Raw genomic sequence first — 17838 nt, 5'->3', positions numbered from 1 at the left:
AAAGACTTTATTCCGTAGCATAACCCTCTTTCAGATTCGCAAACCAATAGGTATAGGTTTTCATCGTCCCATCGTCAAGACGAATATCATAACTTTGTGAGAATATGTCTCCCAGATGAAATGCGACAGGAGAATGGAAAATCGGCCCCTTATAGCAGAAGGTATGGTATTCGCCATTTTCACCATTAGGATCAACTCCTATAGGAAGCGATGCCACAAACTCGCGATTAACCAGTTTGCCAATAAAGGCGGCTCCCAGTCCGTCAGCCATGGTAGTGACTACAACAGTTTCCAGATCTGATGAAAGAAAATCCTCCATCACTTTTTCCGACGATTGTCCCCACAGAGGTTCGACAACTTCCATTCCAAATGGTGAAAGCTGTTGCTCACGATACCAGCGTACATCATGCAGAAAAATATCACCAAAGATAAAGTGTGTCACCCCTAATGATTTAAAATATTCCACAGCCTGCGACATTGCCGATGAGTAATCTTCCATATTACCCTTCGGCGTCAAGTCAACAATGTAGAGAGGAATACCAATACTTGCAGCTTGTGCCTCAAGTAAAGGCAACGGGATACCATGCATCGTTGAACGTTGTGTGTCACGATTCACTGTTGTCAACAAGGCAACAATCTCATAACGCTCTGATTGAAAAGCACGCAACAATGCATGAGCGGAATCCTTTCCACCACTCCAATTGAAAACCGCCTTTATTTTATCCATAAGGTTCTTACTGTATTATTAATCTGAAGCACAAATATATCACTAAATATACGAGAATCCAACAAATGGGATAAAATTACCAAATGGTAATTTTTATCTTCTTTCATACCCCTACCTTTGCACCCGATTTAACAAACAAAAGATAGAAAGTTATGAAAGATAGTATTGATTTCGGCAGTATGGACGTTTCCATGTTATTCCGCAAATTATTGGTTCCTACAGTACTCGGAATGGTTTTCTCGGCTATATTCGTCATCACAGATGGGATATTCGTAGGGAAAGGAATTGGCAGCGATGCACTGGCAGCCGTCAATATCGCGGCACCATTCTTTATGATTGCCACCGGAATCGGACTGATGTTCGGAATCGGAGGATCGGTAGTTGCCTCCATTCATTTATCGCAAGGGAAAAATAAGGCGGCAAGCATCAATATAACACAAGCTCTTATTTTCTCTTCGCTCATTATATTAGTGATGTCCGTCTTGTGCTGCCTATTTGTAGAACCATTGGCCCGATTGCTCGGCAGCTCGGAAAAGCTGTTGCCGCTTGTGATAGAATATATGTTATGGTATCTACCATTTCTGGTTTTCTACGAACTATTAAGCACAGGTATGTTCTTTATCCGGTTGGACGGTTCGCCCAACTATGCCATGATGTGTAATGCCGTTGCTGCCATACTCAACATCATCTTAGATTATATTTTTATTTTCGAGTTTGGCTGGGGAATGATGGGAGCCGCCTTCGCAACCAGCCTAGGGACCATTGCAGGGGGATTAATGACTCTAATCTACCTTCTACGATTCTCTCATAGCATCCGTTTATACCGCATTAAATTGAGTATAAAAAGTCTGATGCTCACCTTCCGCAATGTCGGTTACATGATAAAACTGGGAACCTCCGGTTTCGTCAATGAAGCATCTATCGCCTGCATGATGTTTTTAGGAAACTATGTTTTTATCCGCCATCTCGGAGAAGACGGAGTAGCAGCATTCAGCATTGCCTGTTATTTCTTCCCCATCATCTTTATGGTCTACAATGCCATTGCACAATCTGCACAACTGATTATCAGCTACAACTTCGGAGCCGGTCAACCCGATCGTGTCAGAAAAGCACTGCATCTTGCCTTCCGGACAGCTTTAATCTGTGGAATCTGTTTTTTCATCCTCACTGTGCTATGCAGTCAGAATATCGTTTCATCATTCATCGACCGTAGTTATCCCGCATTTGACATAGCGGTAAAAGGAATTCCATTTTTTGGAATCGGATTCATTTTCTTTGCGGTGAACATGATAGGAATAGGTTACTATCAGAGTATTGAACGGGGACAGCGGGCCACTATCATCACTCTTCTCCGCGGAATCGTATTTATGTTGATAGGGTTCTTCATACTTCCTCCGCTTTTGGGTGTGCCGGGTATTTGGCTGGCTGTGCCATTAGCCGAATTATTAACAATGCTTTATATTATCGGAATTTATTTCAAAGATCGCTTCATGGTCCGACGACGATGAGTATCTTTGCAGCATGGATACATTCATTGAAAAACTTTGCAACAGATATAAGGTATCAGAAACCGACGTACAGACTTTACTGGGCTGTATGGAAGAAGTGCATTTCAAAAAGAAAGAATTAATTGTACGCGAAGGAACCAGAAATAACAATCTTTATTTCATAAAAACAGGAATTTGGCGGGCATATTATCATAAAGACGGAGTAGATACCACCATTTGGTTTGCTTCAGACGGAGAAGCTGCCTTCTCCGTCTGGGGATATGTAGACAATGCATATTCGCTCATCAATATCGAAGCAATGTGTGATAGTGTAGCTTACTATATTTCCCGGACTGTTCTGAATCAACTATTCTCCTCCTCTATCGGACTCGCCAATCTGGGACTTCACCTGATGGACCGTCAACTGCTTTTACAGGAAAACTGGCTTATCAGCTCCGGAAGTCCGCGAGCAAGAGAACGTTATCTTACTCTTATCAAAGAGACACCGGAACTATTGCAATATGTACCTTTAAAGCATATAGCATCCTATCTATGGATCACTCCGCAATCATTGAGCAGGATTCGGGCAAAGATAGCGTCTTCTTCTCTTTAATAGACGCCGTTTCCTTTTCCATATCCAAACAAATCAAATTTTATCCTTCCAACGCATCTCCAGCCTCTTAAAAAAGTGGTTCTGTCAACATTATTAGTTATGACAGAACCACACCCAGTATTAATGCCAGAATCGACATTGTTCCAGTTATTTAATAGAGAAATAGCAACTGTTCTATTTCAATTATAAATCTGAGTCCGGAGCCAAATATTTAAGCTTTCCCCACGATTTATTGGGCTGATTACCTAGCCATAACTCAAGCTTTCCTCCTTTGGCAAAGTCTGCATGATCAAATTGTGCATAATTCCATTCCACATTGTTCAATTGCGCACGTTGGATATAACAATTTTCAGCAGAATTATTGTGGGTAGTTATAGTAAATGTACTTCCTTCATAATAATTTTTATTCAATTTGATTGTAATCTTATCAAAAATAGGTGAAGTAATGTCATAGTATGGAGTATCAGATTCCGTCCCTGTTACACTAAATAGTCCAAGTGCCATCAAAGCACTGACACCTCCCATTTGACCTTCATCTTCATCATGGCCACCGTACCCTTTATCTGGAGTAATTCCCCCATACGCACGTTCTTTTACCTGACGCACCCAATATTGTGTCAACCAAGGTTTTCCACCATAGGTAAAAACGTGTGCATTAGAACATCCGGGCTGATTAGCATAACTTACGTATCCTCCACTGTAAGCATAAACAAAATCTAAATCCTTTGCCTGCTCAAATGCAAAATTTAACTTCTCACAAAACTTATCAGCACCTCCCATCATCTTTACCAACTTAGGTAGTTCATGAGACAAAGACCAGGTGGCCTGCCAGGAATTAGCTTCTACCCAACCGCTTCCACTCAATCCATCCTGATGCAACCATTCACCATTTCTCTTTTTCGGAAATACCAAACCCTGTTCCGCATTGAATAAAGGAGTCCATGCTCGTGAACGTTTTTCAAACATACGCGCTTCCGAGCGTTTTCCCAACCTTGCAGCCATCCGGCTTGCTCCCCAATCTTGAAATGCCCATTCCAGAGTTTTGCTTGCATTGTCCGGACAATAACCATGACTGATATAAAACTTTAAATCATCAGCACTCTCATAGCTCATCATTCCGCCAGGCATATGATTACGTTTTATGACATCAAGTGTATGCAAAGGATCTGCTTTTTTCATAATTCCTTTCATATATGTGCTTACCAGTAAACTAGTAGCCGGACAACCGGTCATAATAAATGAATATCCACCCGAACATGCCCCACGAGGCAACAGTTTTCCATTATCAGCATACTGAACCAGACAAGCAGATAAATCATCCATGACTTCGGGCCATGCCAGACCCCATAAAACGTTCAAATTCCAATGTGTCAACCAAAGCCCGTCAAAGCCATACATATTAAACTTCGGTTTTCCATCGGCTGTAAGCGGAAGACGACGTACCTTCATAGGTTCAGACGTACGTTTATTGACGTATTTATTTCCGGCATAATCCGGATAATAGCCATTCACATCATTTATTTTATGCCGTCCTAACAATACATGCCAAAGGTCAGTATAGAACTTGATACGTTGAGCATCCGTACCACCTTCAACAGCTATACGTCCTAAAGCCTCATTCCAGATTGAACGGGTTTCTTTACAGACCTTGTCAAAATCCCAATGGTTCAGTTCCGCATCCATATTGGCTATTGCATTGTCTACACTGGTATAGGAGAGTGCCATCTTAAAAAGCAACTCTTCAGCATTTAGCTGTCCAAAGTTCAAGACCATACCTGCAGCATTCCCCGCAATGGCCTCAACATCGGGCAAGACGCCCTTCTCATTCCATCCGTCAATACTTTTTATAGGGCGGTTACAATCTAGTACAAAACTTATTTTTATGCTGTCCGGACCGCCCCAGAAGCGTTCTGTTGTGAAAAATTCTCCAACAACACGTGTATCGCTGACACGCAGTAAGGTAGCTTTATCCATAGAGCAATTACCCAAAACACTACCTACATCCACCAATAATTTGGCATTTACATTTTCGGTATAATTCAAACGATAGAATGTAGCCCGCTCTGTTGCCGTATATTCCACCCAAGTCTTATATCGGTCCAAATACAGACGATGATAGCCTGGCTGAATTATTTCACTTTCATGTTTAAAAGGCGATTTCCATCCTGCCATACCTTCAGTAGGATTTATTTCCCCTACAACCGGCATTATGTTCGGACCGGAAATCATCCACTCATTTATTTGAGAGAATCCCAAGATATCCGGAAAATTATAATTGTATCCGCCACCTCCCTGATTTTTATTGCGGGTAAAAGCATGAGCAGCCACCATACCAAAGGGACGTCCTCCCGGAGTACAGAAGAACCATCGTCCCCGGGTAGTTTCAATATAAGGGTCAACCCACTCCACATAGTCAGTTTGATCACCATGTGCGGCAAAAACTTCGATTTCAGACAACCCCAAATTCTTTCCATTACCGTCTGTTGCTTCAAAACGAATCCATTTCACCTTTTTCTTAGGAAAAGAGATACTTTTCGGACTTCCATCATTGGGAATAGCTGTTACACTAAGCTGAGATCCATCACTAAACTGAAGAGTTCCACCGGCAAGATGTTCAGCAAGAGACACACGGTCATATAATACCACTCGATCCACACACACTTCTTCATCCCATTCCAACTGTGCCCACGGAGTATACATGACTCCCCACGATGTAACGCTCCCCTTGCAAGCCCATTCGCCCTTATCACCATACATTATTTTACCGTCAACTAAATTGCCGGCAGCATAATTTTCATTCAACACATTAGATACCGTGACGTGCGCCCGTGGAGCTATATTATCTTGTGCTGCCTGAAGTACAAGAGTACTGCTACACCATATAGCAGCTACTGCTAATCCTTTTATTAAGTTCTGATTCATCATTATATTTTAATTTATTATAAAGCTGTCTGCTCCCCACTCTTGCGTTCTCTTACCGCAAAAGCACAGTAGGTGAGATACAATACACAAAGCAAAATGACAATAACCCCAGCTGTAATTCCGGCATTGTCTATTGCAAAGCCAATAACAGGGGTTACCACTCCTCCTCCGGCTACAGCCGTCAGCATTAATCCGGAAATCTGATTCATTTTTGTAGGACACTCTTGAAATGCCATCGAATAAATGATAGAAAATACAGACGAAGCAAAAAAGCCGACTCCGCCAATACACAATAGACTAACAGCGGGATTCTGAATACCGATCAATAATACAAGCATCAGGATACACGCCAGAATATTGACTTTGAAATAACGTACACCTGCAATGCGGGTCAGTAAGAAAGCACCGAGAAGAGCGCCAACCGTCCTACTAAAGAAATATACTTGTGGAGCAAACTTCACTTGTTCTGCAGTCCAGTCATACCGGATATTCATCAGTTTTGAACTGACATAGTTTGTAGCGACATCCACACCTACAATAAAGAATATTCCCAAAAAAAGAATGAGTATAGTTCTATTCTTCAGCAGGTTGAAAGAATCAGAGAAAGATACTTTACTCTCTTCCACCTGCTCTCTCCGAATGGGAGTAAACGTCAGCCATAAAGCAAAGAATAATGTAATAGTGCCTAAAATAGGGAAGCAATAATACCATTTATCATCACCAAAATGCAGGGTGGCAAATAATACAATCTCAGGACCGACCAACGAAGAAACAGCCTTGATAACCTGTCCGGCCGTCAGACTACTGGTCAATAACCGAGGACTAGAAATAACATTATTCAATAACGGATTTAAAGAGATCTGTAATATAGCATTTCCTACGCCTAACAAAACGTACGCAATAATACAGGTTACACTACTGTAGACCAACAATGGCAAAAACATCCCAACCACTGTCACCGCCATACTGGCGAGTACTGTATTTTTCCGCCCGTATTTACTCATTCTGTTACCAACAGGAATCCCTAAAAACAAAAACCAGATAAATACCATTGAAGGAACAAACCCTGTCATGGTTGGAGACCAATTAAAGCTCTTCTGCATATAGTCGGATGAAATACCGACTATATCACAGAATCCCATAACAAAAAAAGCGGCTAGCACGGGAATGGCTTTCAAATAAGAGTTATTCTTTACCATAACTATCACTTTAATATATGATCTACGGGTACCCAAAAGAAACGAGGCTGATACAACGATGCCTTCTCAAATACCTTCTTCAAATCATAAGTATTAACGTTATAACACATCAATATTTTATCATTTTTCATGTATTGAGGATGTACCATCGTATTATACGTCATCATATTGTCTTTTTCAAAATTAGGTTCATCCACCGTATAGAGCAATTTCTCATGACTAAATGCACCTTCAGGACTGTCGGCAATATAAGAATAAATCTCTTTGGCATTTCCCGAACGATTTTGGGAAACCAACACTATCTTTTCTTTTAGACTAAATACATTAAATTGTTCAGAGATATTTTTCTGAAGTCCTTCAAGTTTCGCCGTTTTAGTAGCGTCCGACTGCCAGCCAGCGCCATCCCAATACACAAAGTTCGTCAACTTATTATCAACCAATTCAGCTTTCGCCACATGAACGACTGCCTTTGCTCCTGTTGAATCCGACTTTGTTCCATAGACGTAGATTGCATTTTGATAAGGCATCACTGCATGTCCATAGTGTACACCATTCTGATTGGCAGCAGGAATATTCACCTTATCAATGATCTTCATAGTTTTCACATCCAGACGAAAATAGTCACAGCACATATATTCAAAACCAAAAGATCCCTCACCCACTTTCCTGAACTTGGACATAAACAAATGAAGAATACCATCTTTCACAAATCCATCTCCAGGCCAATACCAACGGGGCGAATCTCCGTCCTGCTCTGCCGGTATATATGCGGAAGGATTCTTCAAATCACCACTATACAAGGTCTCCAATTCGCCTTTCTCATTGATAATCGTAAAAGTGTTACCCATCACGAATTTAGAGTCTTTGCTCCTTTTATCATCAACAACATCTCCAAAAAATGAGTCTCCCCACATAAAAAGACTTCTTCCATCCTTCAAATCTATAGATATAGCACCGTCACCTCCTGTCACTCCACCGCCAAGCCCGGGCATTAGCCGTGTACACCACATCGAATCGAGTTCGACCTCCATCTTTGTCACAGATGACTTATTATTGTTTTGGCAAGATACAAATAATGTACAGGCCAACAAATAGATAAACTTATTCATAATCCTATCATTTTGGTTATTGTCCATAGCCTTCATTCTGAGTAATCGTGTTTTGTGACAAGTCTATTTCTCTTTGAGGAATAGGAAATTTCACATGGTATTCTTTAGGAGTAGATTCCGGTTTGGCAGCCTTTATGATAGACACAAATTCTTGCGGCGTACACATTCTGGTCAAATCAAACCAACGATGTCCTTCCATCACAAATTCATGGCGGTACTCGTTCAATACAGCATTTTTAAATCCCTTATAGTCGGTAGGTACAGCTGTGGTCAGCCCGGCACGGTTCCTTACAGCATTAATTGCAATCACCGCCTCCTCATTAGCTCCTTGATTTATTTCATTCAAAGCTTCGGCTATAATCAAATACATCTCAGCAGTACGAATTGCCGGAAATATGGCCTCGGTATTATTCCCTTTAGGTTCAGCCTGGCTATCCCAATACTTAAAAACATAAGGCTTATCAAAATCCTCGACGCTACCATCACTATAAGTAAAACTTCTTTTCAAAGTAACATCCAAGCGTTGGTCATTCTGCTGATCAAAGCTGTTCCACAAATCTTCGGTTGCATTTTCCCATCCCTGAGCATTGCTGACTCCGTCAAGGGCAGGCAATAAACGTACCAAAAACTGTCCACCTTTCCAACCTTCACTCAACGCCGCACTAAAGTTTACTCCCCAGATTATTTCCGTATTAAAACGATTGGCCACCTTAAATAAATCACCGTAGTTTTTAAGCATAGGAAAACTCTTGATGACAGATTTAGCCTTGTCTACAGCAAGTTGGTAATGCCCCTTACTCTGATATTCTGCTGCATAAGTAACATAAACCCTGGCTAACAAAGCTGATGCAGATGCAGGGTAAGGTCTTCCCCCGCCAAAACGTTCAGCGTACTTCAAATCGGTTTCAGCAGTCTTAAGATCCGAAAAGATCAGTTCATAAATTGTCTCTTTGGAGGTTCGGCTAGTTACATCTTCCGCAGCACTCTCAACATTATGTTCGCGTAAAGGAACATCGCCAAACATACGGATCAAATCAAAATACATCATTGCTCTAAAGAATTTTGCTTCGGCCACCAACTGATTTCTTAAAGTCACATCCATATCAATGGATGGAACTTTATCAATCACAACATTACAACATTTTATCGTTTGATAAAAATCTCTCCACAACAATTCTACAGGCTGATTATATTGGTCTATCTGCATATTTTCTACCGACTGATAGTCAATGCTGGTTTGATTTGTTTCCGAATTATCAGCAAACATATCCTGAAGAACCCAATAATCATTGTAGAAAGTGCCACCATAGTTTTTATCCCATAATCCATTGGGAGCATATCCGATAATCAAATAATCATAAATAGCATTGGTAGCAGATATAGCATGTTGAGCAGTTTTATAATATCCTTCACTTGTAATATTCCCTTTAGGCACTTCGTCCAGGAAATCCGAACAAGCAGTGAACATAAATGCTCCACCCAATAAAACGCTTAATATGTATTTTTTCATAATCTATTCTTTTTTAAAAATTCATTCTTAAACCAAACTCATACGATTTAGACATCGGATAAGAACCATAATCAGCTCCCATTGAAAGATTGTCGTTAGAAAAACGGCTTACCTCAGGATCATATCCGGAATAATTGGTGAACGTATAAATATTCTTTAATCCGGCAAAGATTGTAAGTCCCTCACAATAAAATTTCTGAAGGATGCTTTTGGGGAAAGTATAACTTAACGTGATATCTTTCACTCTGAGATATGAACCGTCTTCCACATAATGATCGGATAAAATAGTACCTGATGATTTGGTCGTGGCACGAGGATATTTATTAGTAGGATTCTCTGGAGTCCATCTTTCCAATGCTGCCACAGAGTTGTTTTTATGTCCGTCAAAGCTTTCCAATGAAAACTTATTGAAGTTCACAATCTCATTACCTACCGCACCTTGCAAATAGACTGTCAGCCCAATGGATGAATGATCGCGCAGGTTATAAGTAAAGGTATTATTGAATCCGAAAGTAAAATCCGGATTGGCATTTCCCAATTCAAATAAATCGTCCTCATTAATCACATTATCACCATTCTTATTGACATATTTACGATCGCCATGCTTCAAGGTTTTTCCAGAGAAATATGGAATTTTAGACAAGTCTTCGCTCAGTTGTGCTATACCATCAGTTCTATATCCATAAATTGTACCGATAGGTTTACCCTCATTTATTTTAGTCCAATAGGTTACTCCCAAAATAGATGCCCCCGAAAGATTCTCCTGGCTTCCGGCTAAATCTGTAATTTCATTCTTATTGTAACCGAGAGTAAAATTCATATCCCAGCCGAATTTACCGGCAAAAGGCACTGCTCCCAAAGCAAATTCAAAACCCTCATTACGCAGACTACCAACATTCTTTACGGCTGTATCATAACCGGTATTAAATGACACAGGCATAGCAAGCAGCAAATCGCACGTATTTTTGCGATAATAGTCCGCAGTTAAGGTAAGGCGATTGTTGAATAACCCCAAGTCAAAACCAAGATTTACCTGAGAAGTTGTTTCCCACTTCAAGTCTTGATTACTCAGCGTATAAGGCACCACTCCTGTTGCCACTTCACTATTGCCAAAATAAGCTTCTGTGTTGTACATTAACCCTTGCGAACTATAAGGAGGAATTCCTTCATTGCCCACAATACCATAACTTACTCTCAACTTCATATTTGAAATGGCTTGCGACTGCTTCATGAAATTTTCTTCTGAAATTCTCCATGCACCCGAAATTGAAGGGAAAAAGCCATATTTATTCCCCTTTCCAAATTTTGAAGATCCATCAATACGCCCCGTCAGGCTCATTAAATAACGACCACCGTAATTATAATTCACACGAGCCAGATAAGATAACATCTGCCATTCGGAGATGCCCGAACTTGCGGCTTGACGTAATGCTCCTGATTGTATAGAATTGAATCCTAAAAATCCGTCTGTAAAATCAGCTGTTGCAACCGCCGAATTTTCCGAAACAAAAGCTTGCGCCGTCATACCGGCCAAAGCGCTAATCGTATGCTTCTCAAAAGTGTTTGTATAGTTGACGGTATTCTCCCACACCCAGTTGTAACCGTCACGATTTCCTACGCTGGCATAACCACCATTCGATTCTGCACGTTTAATCTCCCCGGGAGCGAAAGCCTGATCCTTTATATAGAAATAGTCGACACCGATACTCGTTTTAAAAGTTAGATTTTTAACTGGAACCCATTCTAAATAAGCATTAGCCAATGTCCGGAATGAAGTATTTCTATTTTTCGCTTCATAGGCATCTTGTACAGGATTACCCACATTGTTAGTTGTAGTGAGATTGTTTTCATAGATGTAATCACCGGATTCATTTCTCACAGGAAGAGCCGGATTCATTTCCAACGCCCAAGAAGTGATCGAAGAAGCAAATCCTCCTTCCGAGTTCGTCACTACACCATTTGAACGGCTATAACTCAGATTCACAGATACGCCAGTCTTTAGCCATTTATTTATTTGCTGCCCCAAATTAATGCGGAAACTTCCTTTTCCGAAATCTGAACCAATAATTATACCATCCTGCAACAGTAAATTACCGGACACAAAATAAGTCGTTTTATCATTACCACCTGATATTGAAATATCATAGTTCTGCATAGGTGCTGTGCGGAATATCTCATCTTGCCAGTTCGTATTCAGTTTAGACAGATTATTCAACCCTGCAAAAACAGGATTTCTTTCTTCACCCGCATTGTCCGTTGCTTCATTTCCCAGTTCGGCCAATTGAACTGCATTCAACATATCCATTTTTTTAGTTACCTGCTGCAATGTGTATTTAGCTCCGATAGAGACTTTAGGCTTTCCATTTTTACCTTGTTTGGTAGTGACCAGTACAACACCATTCGCCCCACGGGCACCATATATGGAAGTTGCAGAAGCATCTTTCAATATTTCAATGGATTCAATATCATTGGGGTTGATATTAGTCAAAGGATTAAGAGCGGGATTCTTTAAAGTCCCGGTACTGAATGTACTTGCGTCACTAATCACAGGGACACCATCAATCACATACAAAGGTTCATTATTTCCATTAATAGAACTGGTACCTCTGATTCGAATAGAAGTTCCGGCACCGGGCTGCCCCGAAGTGTTCAAAACAGCTACACCGGCTGCTCTTCCCTGAATACCCTGGTCTAAAGAGGTTATCGAAGTAGAAGATAATTGTTCTGACTTGATAGTGGAAATTGACGAAGTCAGATCACTTTTTTTCTGCACACCATATCCTACCACTACCACATCAGCCAATACTTGTGTATCATCTTCCAGCACGATGTTAAATTCTCTCTTTTGCGCGGTAACTTTAACTATCTTTGTTTGATACCCTATGAAAGAAATCTCAAGCATTGATTTTTCCGGAACAGATAATGAAAACTCTCCATCCTTATTAGAAATGGTTCCATGCGTTGAACCTTGCTGCAAAATAGTAGCTCCGACAATGGGGTCACCCATTGCATCACGAACAATACCCTTAATGCTCAAACTTGTATTCTGTGCACTAACACTTCCCAGAATAAACATCAACAACAATAAAGTTATGCTCCTCAATAAATTATTCATGTGTTTTTATGATTAGATTGTTTATTAATAAGATCCCGGATTACAAGACGCTACAATATAATTATCCGGATTTTGTCCCCGATAAGGAGTAAAATCTTCGGTTTTGGATATCGGCGTATAGACTTCCAGCACTCTTTCATTTGAAGAATAGTCATCACCCAATCCTGAAAGGTCTTGATAACTTTCCAATATCATTTTACGATCTGACAACTGCAATACATTATATTGAGTCATCAAAGCTTGGGACGGTGAAAACACATTATAGTGAATGGTAGATAAAGTCTTGACAGTAGCTCCATCCATAGTAACCTTCCATGCACAATAGGAGTTTAACGTTTCCAAAGCGGCACTTGAGAATATGAATCCCCAATCAACCTGCCAAGTCAGGTCTGAATTAAACCGGTGTATATCATCTTTCAAGTCGGAAGTAGCTGTATCTTCTCCTTTAATCGTTTGTGATGCCAATACCCAGTCATATTTTAGCAATAACGGAATCTGCGCCAGCTCCACTGTTAAAACCAGGTCTGCGGCATCCACCACTCTGCTATTCTCATCCATTCCATAAAAGGAGTACACTAATATTCCATTTTCATCACCGGCAATAATCTCCTCTGTGAATGTATATGGAAAGCTCAACTCCCTCACATTCAGTTCCTTTAAATAAGAACTGACTTCTTTTCCTTCGATACTTTTCTTAACCACAATTTTCGAAATCAAATCAGGATGAGGCAGTGACAGTTCTACAGAAACATGATCCCCAATCTTAATTTTCCCCTCCAAAGTACTTAAGGTCAGTAACCCTGTCTGTCCCTTATCATCATTTTTACACGAAATAATTAATGATGATATCATTCCTAACACAATAGAAATGAAAATGATTTTTTTAAGTGTTTTCATATGATATTTAGTTTACGAATATTACGTTAAATCTATTTTTTGTAGCGCATAGGCATAAGCTCCTCGCATAATAGAGCGGCTAGCGCCTTCTTTACTGCACAAGACCAAGGTCTGTTTCAATTGATGATAGGTAGTAGTCAAACGGGTACCAGGAATGACAACCTGACTATCAGATAAACTCAAAAAACAAGCTCTTTCCGATTCATCTTCTCCATTATATACCTGCATAGAAACGCATGGAAACTTATTTCCCGAAAAAGTAGTCAACTGCGCTCTAAGTTCTGTTATCAAAGCAGGCAATATATATTTTGATGCTCCTGCAACGCCACCACCTATAACCACCAGACCATCCACAACATTCAACATCGAAGCGATAGCAGCACCCGCCATCATACCAAGTTCATTAAAACTTGTGATTGCTGCATGACGGTCGCCCTCCTTTATACCTTCAGCAATGTCATAAATATCTTTTGGACTCAATGAGGCAGAGTTTTGTCCGGACAAGTCGCCATACACTCTTTTCACAGCGCGTATACTAACACTTTCTTCGGCAAGCATATCTGGATATTTCTTATTTCTCATAAGCCAGATGTCCCCTCCACAACCATTATCCCCGGTCAATAAAACTTTATCTATAACAACTCCTGCACCGAATCCCGTTCCTAATGTTATACCAATCAAATTTTTATATTCTCTGCTGCAGCCAGCTAAAGATAATTCTCTGTTTATCATAGGCAATGCACCCGACAAGGCTTCACCGTAAGCAAACAGATTCCCGTCATTTTCTATAAAAACCGGAATTCCGTATTTATGCTTTAAAAAAGGACCTAATGCAACACCTCCTCTGAATGAAGGAAAATTGGGCAAATCACCAATTATTCCATTCTTATAATCAGCAGGACCCGGAAAAGCAAAACTTATTGCTACCGGAGGAACTGATATAGCAGCTATTACTCTATCAAATCCCTTTACCAATACCTCCAGACATTCGTCTAAATTATCAGAAACCGCCGGAAGACTTATTGGGCTTATCATTTCATTATTTCCTTGAATGGCAGAAAACACAAAATTTGTTCCTCCTGCATCCAGGGTCAAAACGACCCGTTTATCATATTCATACATATACTATTTTAGGCTTAAAAAGTTCAACTACTAAAATCTGACATACGCCTTGATAGTGACACATTCCTTATTACAGGACTTTCCATAAGGTTTTATTGTATATTCACCTACAGAAGCTGGAATGATAAATGTTTCGGCATAATGTACCACGAAAGGTTCAAAAGCATGAGTAGGACTCTCAACAACGGCCTCTTCTCCCTCCAATAGATTCAATACATTTACACTATCGTTTGTGTGATGCAACACCGGTGATGAGAAACGGTGACGACGGGTTTCGATAAATTCGTTCGGATGTAATCCGGTACGTTCTTCTACCCAACCATCTCCGGAAGCAACTTCCTTAAATTGGTTGCGAAGGTGTTCATTCACATATTCCGTATCACGGTTCCAGTTGATAACGCATTTACCACGTTCCACATTGATCGGACGCGGTTTTCCATCCAGTCCCAGGCGTTGCCAGTCCCATAGCTTGAAAGTAAAGAGGTTCGGAGTCGAACTGATTTCAAGCACCATACTGTTGGCACCGGAACAATGAACCGTTCCTCCCGGGATCAGGAAGTGATCGTGTTTCTTTGTCGGAATCTTATTTACATATTTTTCTGCGTCAAATACCAGTTCACCTTTTTGTGCTTTACGCAAATCGCCGATCATCGCTTCTTTATCCACTCCTGTCTTCACTCCCAGATAAACTACCGCATCTTCTTCCGCGTCTACCATGTAGTAACTTTCATCCTGCGTGTAGTACATACCGAAGCTGTCACGGATAAATTGAGTAGTAGGATGCACCTGCAAACTCAAATTACCTCCGCCCATCGTATCCAAAAAGTCGAAACGAATAGGGAAGTCTTTTCCAAAGCGTGCCTCCACCGGTTCACCAAGCAATTCTTTACTTTTCAGTAAAACCAAATCAACCGAAGGCAGTTCAAAGCGCACTCCGTTCACTTCAAAATAAAGACTGTTTTCTTCAGGTACACAGTCGAAGCACCAGCCGAAATTTTCGCGTTCACGATCCAGGTCGCAAACCTCTTTCATCCATTGACCACCCCAGGGAGCCGGATCGAAGAAAGGAACTACCCGGAACGGTGTGTTCACCGTTGCCTCCACCCCTTTAAAGAAAGTATCCTTATCAATCATCTTCGGTGTCCCGGCCACATGGGTGTCAATCCAGAATTCTACCCTGTCAAACAATCTTTCCTTATACCTATCACATACTCTCCAATCGTTGAAATACCCCCTCTTGTATTGCAAAGAAACGGCATCGTTCCGATTGTCTATTCCTAAAGCTTTTACCTCATGCCGGCGGAAACGTTGTTGAATTTCCCAACGTGCCATATCCGCATAAACTACCATTGCATCCTGCGGAGCAACAACAGCTGCTCCCGTACCTATGATTACAATGGTTTCTTTTGCTTCACTGATTTGCTTCCGTACAGCAGCCACCTTATCCGCATCCAAATAATCTTCCAGCTTCAAATTGGTGACATAGCCAAATAATACATCTTCAGTCATGAAGCGTTCTGTCAACGTTTGAATTTCTTTTTCCGGTTTCATCAAATCACGTACATTCATCACTCTTCCGGAGAATTCTTTTGAAAAAGCATCCAGCACTTCTTCTTCATATACTCCTGTATATAAATCCACTGCCAGCACTTTTCTTGCATCCATTTTCTCTTTTAACATAGAAATGATAGCATCCCAACCCTGAACAAGCATTCCCGTCAGCTTCGTAGAAGGAAATTTATCATAATTAGCTTTTCTCATATTTATAGCGTTTTAAATTTTATATGTTCATACATATTTCGATTGTGCAAATATATAGATTTTATTTTTATTCCAAACAAAACTTGGATTATTTTTTGATAAATCTTATATTTGCTGAAAATAAACTAATCAGGATAGATATGAAAATAGATCATAATAGCGACAAGCCTCTTCATATTCAAGCAGAAGAGATACTAAGAAGACTCATAGAATCTGAAGAGTACAAAAACGGGAAGCTATTTCCCAACGAGGTCGAATTGTCTGAACAATTACATATTTCAAGGAACACATTGAGACAAGCTATCAACAAACTCGTATTTGAAGGACTTCTGGTACGAAAGAAAGGCTACGGAACGAAGGTAGTAAAGAAAGGTATCGTAGGCGGAGTAAAAAACTGGCTTAGTTTCTCACAGGAAATGAAGATGTTAGGTATCGAGATTCGCAATTTCGAGCTACATATCAGCCTAAAAAGACCTACAGAAGAAATCGGTACTTTCTTTGATTCAAGTTCTAATCCTGATACGCGTTGCGTAGTAATGGAACGCGTCAGAGGAAAAAAAGAATACCCGTTTGTCTACTTCATCTCCTATTTCAACCCGAATATACCACTGACAGGTGAAGAAGATTTTACCCGCCCCTTATATGAGATGCTGGAAACTCAATATAATATAGTGGTAAAAACCAGCAAAGAAGAGATTACCGCTAGACTTGCAGGAGAATTCATCGCAGAAAAACTGGAGATAAAATCAAGTGATCCTATATTAATAAGGAAAAGATTTGTTTATGATGTGAATGGAGTACCTATTGAATACAACATCGGATACTATCGGGCAGACAGCTTTACTTATACAATAGAGGCGGAAAGATAGTCAGTATGTTCATACATACACAATATAAGGAGGCTATTTTAGAAGTTGAAATCGACACTGTCCACAATTTTGTGTAAATGGAACCAGGATTCAGTTGTAAGTTTCCTCTTATATCTGTATTCTGTTTTCAAAAATAAGCATAAATTGGTTCATAATCAATCCCCAGTTATGAATAGGCTGTGTCCATTTTTTCTCAATCTCCATAAGTGACAGATACACGGTCTTTTTTACGGCATCGTCTGAAGGGAATGAAAGCTTTGATTTGGTATACTTTCTGATTTTCCCGTTCAGGTTTTCAATTAGATTTGTAGTATAGATTATTTTTCTGATTTCCAAGGGGAATTGGAAGAAAACCGTCAGATCATCCCAGTTGTTTCTCCATGAAAGTATGGCATAAGGATACTTTCCTCCCCACTTCTTTTCCAAATTGTCAAGCTCTGCTGCAGCCACCTCTTTGTTGGGTGCATTATAGATATTCTTCATATCTGCCGTAAACTCTTTTTTGTC

General features: G+C 40.3%; 13 protein-coding genes. 3 read left to right on the top strand and 10 right to left on the bottom strand.

From position 1 onward, the window contains the following. Nucleotides 1-7 precede the first annotated feature (7 nt). A complete protein-coding gene (locus tag I2I04_RS11380; protein WP_195655058.1) occupies nucleotides 8-727 on the bottom strand; it encodes an adenine nucleotide alpha hydrolase in 720 nt (239 codons plus the stop codon). Between the two features lie 152 nt (nucleotides 728-879). On the opposite strand from I2I04_RS11380, the gene I2I04_RS11375 reads away from it, so the two are divergent. Beyond that, on the top strand, nucleotides 880-2235 hold the full coding sequence (locus tag I2I04_RS11375; RefSeq protein WP_195655057.1) for an MATE family efflux transporter: 1356 nt from the start codon (nucleotides 880-882) through the stop codon (nucleotides 2233-2235). A 13-nt stretch (nucleotides 2236-2248) separates the two neighbouring features. Next, the gene (locus I2I04_RS11370) at nucleotides 2249-2827 is read left to right on the top strand and encodes a Crp/Fnr family transcriptional regulator (protein ID WP_195655056.1); all 579 of its coding nucleotides are present in this window, start codon (nucleotides 2249-2251) and stop codon (nucleotides 2825-2827) included. 183 nt (nucleotides 2828-3010) lie between these two features. Here I2I04_RS11370 and I2I04_RS11365 read toward each other — a convergent pair whose 3' ends face one another. Genes I2I04_RS11365 through I2I04_RS11330 form a run of 8 tightly spaced genes read right to left on the bottom strand, consistent with a single transcriptional unit; the run spans nucleotide 3011 to nucleotide 16462 of the window. Further along, on the bottom strand, nucleotides 3011-5749 hold the full coding sequence (locus I2I04_RS11365) for a GH92 family glycosyl hydrolase (RefSeq protein ID WP_195655121.1): 2739 nt from the start codon (nucleotides 5747-5749) through the stop codon (nucleotides 3011-3013). Nucleotides 5750-5766: 17 nt separating this feature from the next. After that, nucleotides 5767-6948 (bottom strand): MFS transporter, encoded by a 1182-nt coding sequence (locus I2I04_RS11360; protein ID WP_195655055.1) that lies wholly within the window; start codon nucleotides 6946-6948, stop codon nucleotides 5767-5769. Nucleotides 6949-6953: 5 nt separating this feature from the next. Next, nucleotides 6954-8057: a DUF4185 domain-containing protein gene (locus I2I04_RS11355; RefSeq protein WP_120069522.1), complete on the bottom strand. Its 1104-nt coding sequence runs from the start codon at nucleotides 8055-8057 to the stop codon at nucleotides 6954-6956. 16 nt (nucleotides 8058-8073) lie between these two features. Further along, entirely contained in the window at nucleotides 8074-9567 is a 1494-nt protein-coding gene (locus I2I04_RS11350; protein WP_195655054.1) for a RagB/SusD family nutrient uptake outer membrane protein, read from the bottom strand. A gap of 13 nt (nucleotides 9568-9580) precedes the next feature. Then, nucleotides 9581-12682 carry a SusC/RagA family TonB-linked outer membrane protein gene (locus I2I04_RS11345; RefSeq protein WP_195655053.1) on the bottom strand — a complete coding sequence of 1034 codons (3102 nt, stop codon included), beginning with the start codon at nucleotides 12680-12682 and terminating at the stop codon, nucleotides 9581-9583. A gap of 24 nt (nucleotides 12683-12706) precedes the next feature. Further along, complete coding sequence (locus I2I04_RS11340) at nucleotides 12707-13579, bottom strand: hypothetical protein (protein WP_195655052.1); 873 nt, start codon at nucleotides 13577-13579, stop codon at nucleotides 12707-12709. Between the two features lie 21 nt (nucleotides 13580-13600). Next, nucleotides 13601-14701, bottom strand: a complete 1101-nt coding sequence (locus I2I04_RS11335) for an ROK family protein (RefSeq protein WP_195655051.1) — start codon at nucleotides 14699-14701, stop codon at nucleotides 13601-13603. Nucleotides 14702-14731: 30 nt separating this feature from the next. Further along, nucleotides 14732-16462 (bottom strand): class I mannose-6-phosphate isomerase, encoded by a 1731-nt coding sequence (locus I2I04_RS11330; protein WP_195655050.1) that lies wholly within the window; start codon nucleotides 16460-16462, stop codon nucleotides 14732-14734. Nucleotides 16463-16602: 140 nt separating this feature from the next. On the opposite strand from I2I04_RS11330, the gene I2I04_RS11325 reads away from it, so the two are divergent. Further along, nucleotides 16603-17331: a GntR family transcriptional regulator gene (locus tag I2I04_RS11325; RefSeq protein ID WP_195655049.1), complete on the top strand. Its 729-nt coding sequence runs from the start codon at nucleotides 16603-16605 to the stop codon at nucleotides 17329-17331. Between the two features lie 108 nt (nucleotides 17332-17439). Here the strand turns inward: I2I04_RS11325 and I2I04_RS11320 are convergent. After that, nucleotides 17440-17838 (bottom strand): transposase (locus I2I04_RS11320; protein WP_195655048.1); only part of this gene is annotated, 399 nt, incomplete at its 5' end.

The organism is Bacteroides sp. 1001136B_160425_E2, from assembly GCF_015559655.1.
Taxonomy (GTDB): domain Bacteria; phylum Bacteroidota; class Bacteroidia; order Bacteroidales; family Bacteroidaceae; genus Bacteroides; species Bacteroides luhongzhouii.
This window is presented reverse-complemented; position numbering and strand designations above follow the sequence as displayed.

Bases quoted from the DNA above. Each gene is read 5' to 3' on its own strand.
- I2I04_RS11380 (WP_195655058.1), bottom strand. From the start codon at position 727: ATGGATAAAATAAAGGCGGTTTTCAATTGGAGTGGTGGAAAGGATTCC.
- I2I04_RS11375 (WP_195655057.1), top strand. From the start codon at position 880: ATGAAAGATAGTATTGATTTCGGCAGTATGGACGTTTCCATGTTATTC.
- I2I04_RS11370 (WP_195655056.1), top strand. From the start codon at position 2,249: ATGGATACATTCATTGAAAAACTTTGCAACAGATATAAGGTATCAGAA.
- I2I04_RS11365 (WP_195655121.1), bottom strand. From the start codon at position 5,749: ATGAATCAGAACTTAATAAAAGGATTAGCAGTAGCTGCTATATGGTGT.
- I2I04_RS11360 (WP_195655055.1), bottom strand. From the start codon at position 6,948: ATGGTAAAGAATAACTCTTATTTGAAAGCCATTCCCGTGCTAGCCGCT.
- I2I04_RS11355 (WP_120069522.1), bottom strand. From the start codon at position 8,057: ATGAATAAGTTTATCTATTTGTTGGCCTGTACATTATTTGTATCTTGC.
- I2I04_RS11350 (WP_195655054.1), bottom strand. From the start codon at position 9,567: ATGAAAAAATACATATTAAGCGTTTTATTGGGTGGAGCATTTATGTTC.
- I2I04_RS11345 (WP_195655053.1), bottom strand. From the start codon at position 12,682: ATGAATAATTTATTGAGGAGCATAACTTTATTGTTGTTGATGTTTATT.
- I2I04_RS11340 (WP_195655052.1), bottom strand. From the start codon at position 13,579: ATGAAAACACTTAAAAAAATCATTTTCATTTCTATTGTGTTAGGAATG.
- I2I04_RS11335 (WP_195655051.1), bottom strand. From the start codon at position 14,701: ATGTATGAATATGATAAACGGGTCGTTTTGACCCTGGATGCAGGAGGA.
- I2I04_RS11330 (WP_195655050.1), bottom strand. From the start codon at position 16,462: ATGAGAAAAGCTAATTATGATAAATTTCCTTCTACGAAGCTGACGGGA.
- I2I04_RS11325 (WP_195655049.1), top strand. From the start codon at position 16,603: ATGAAAATAGATCATAATAGCGACAAGCCTCTTCATATTCAAGCAGAA.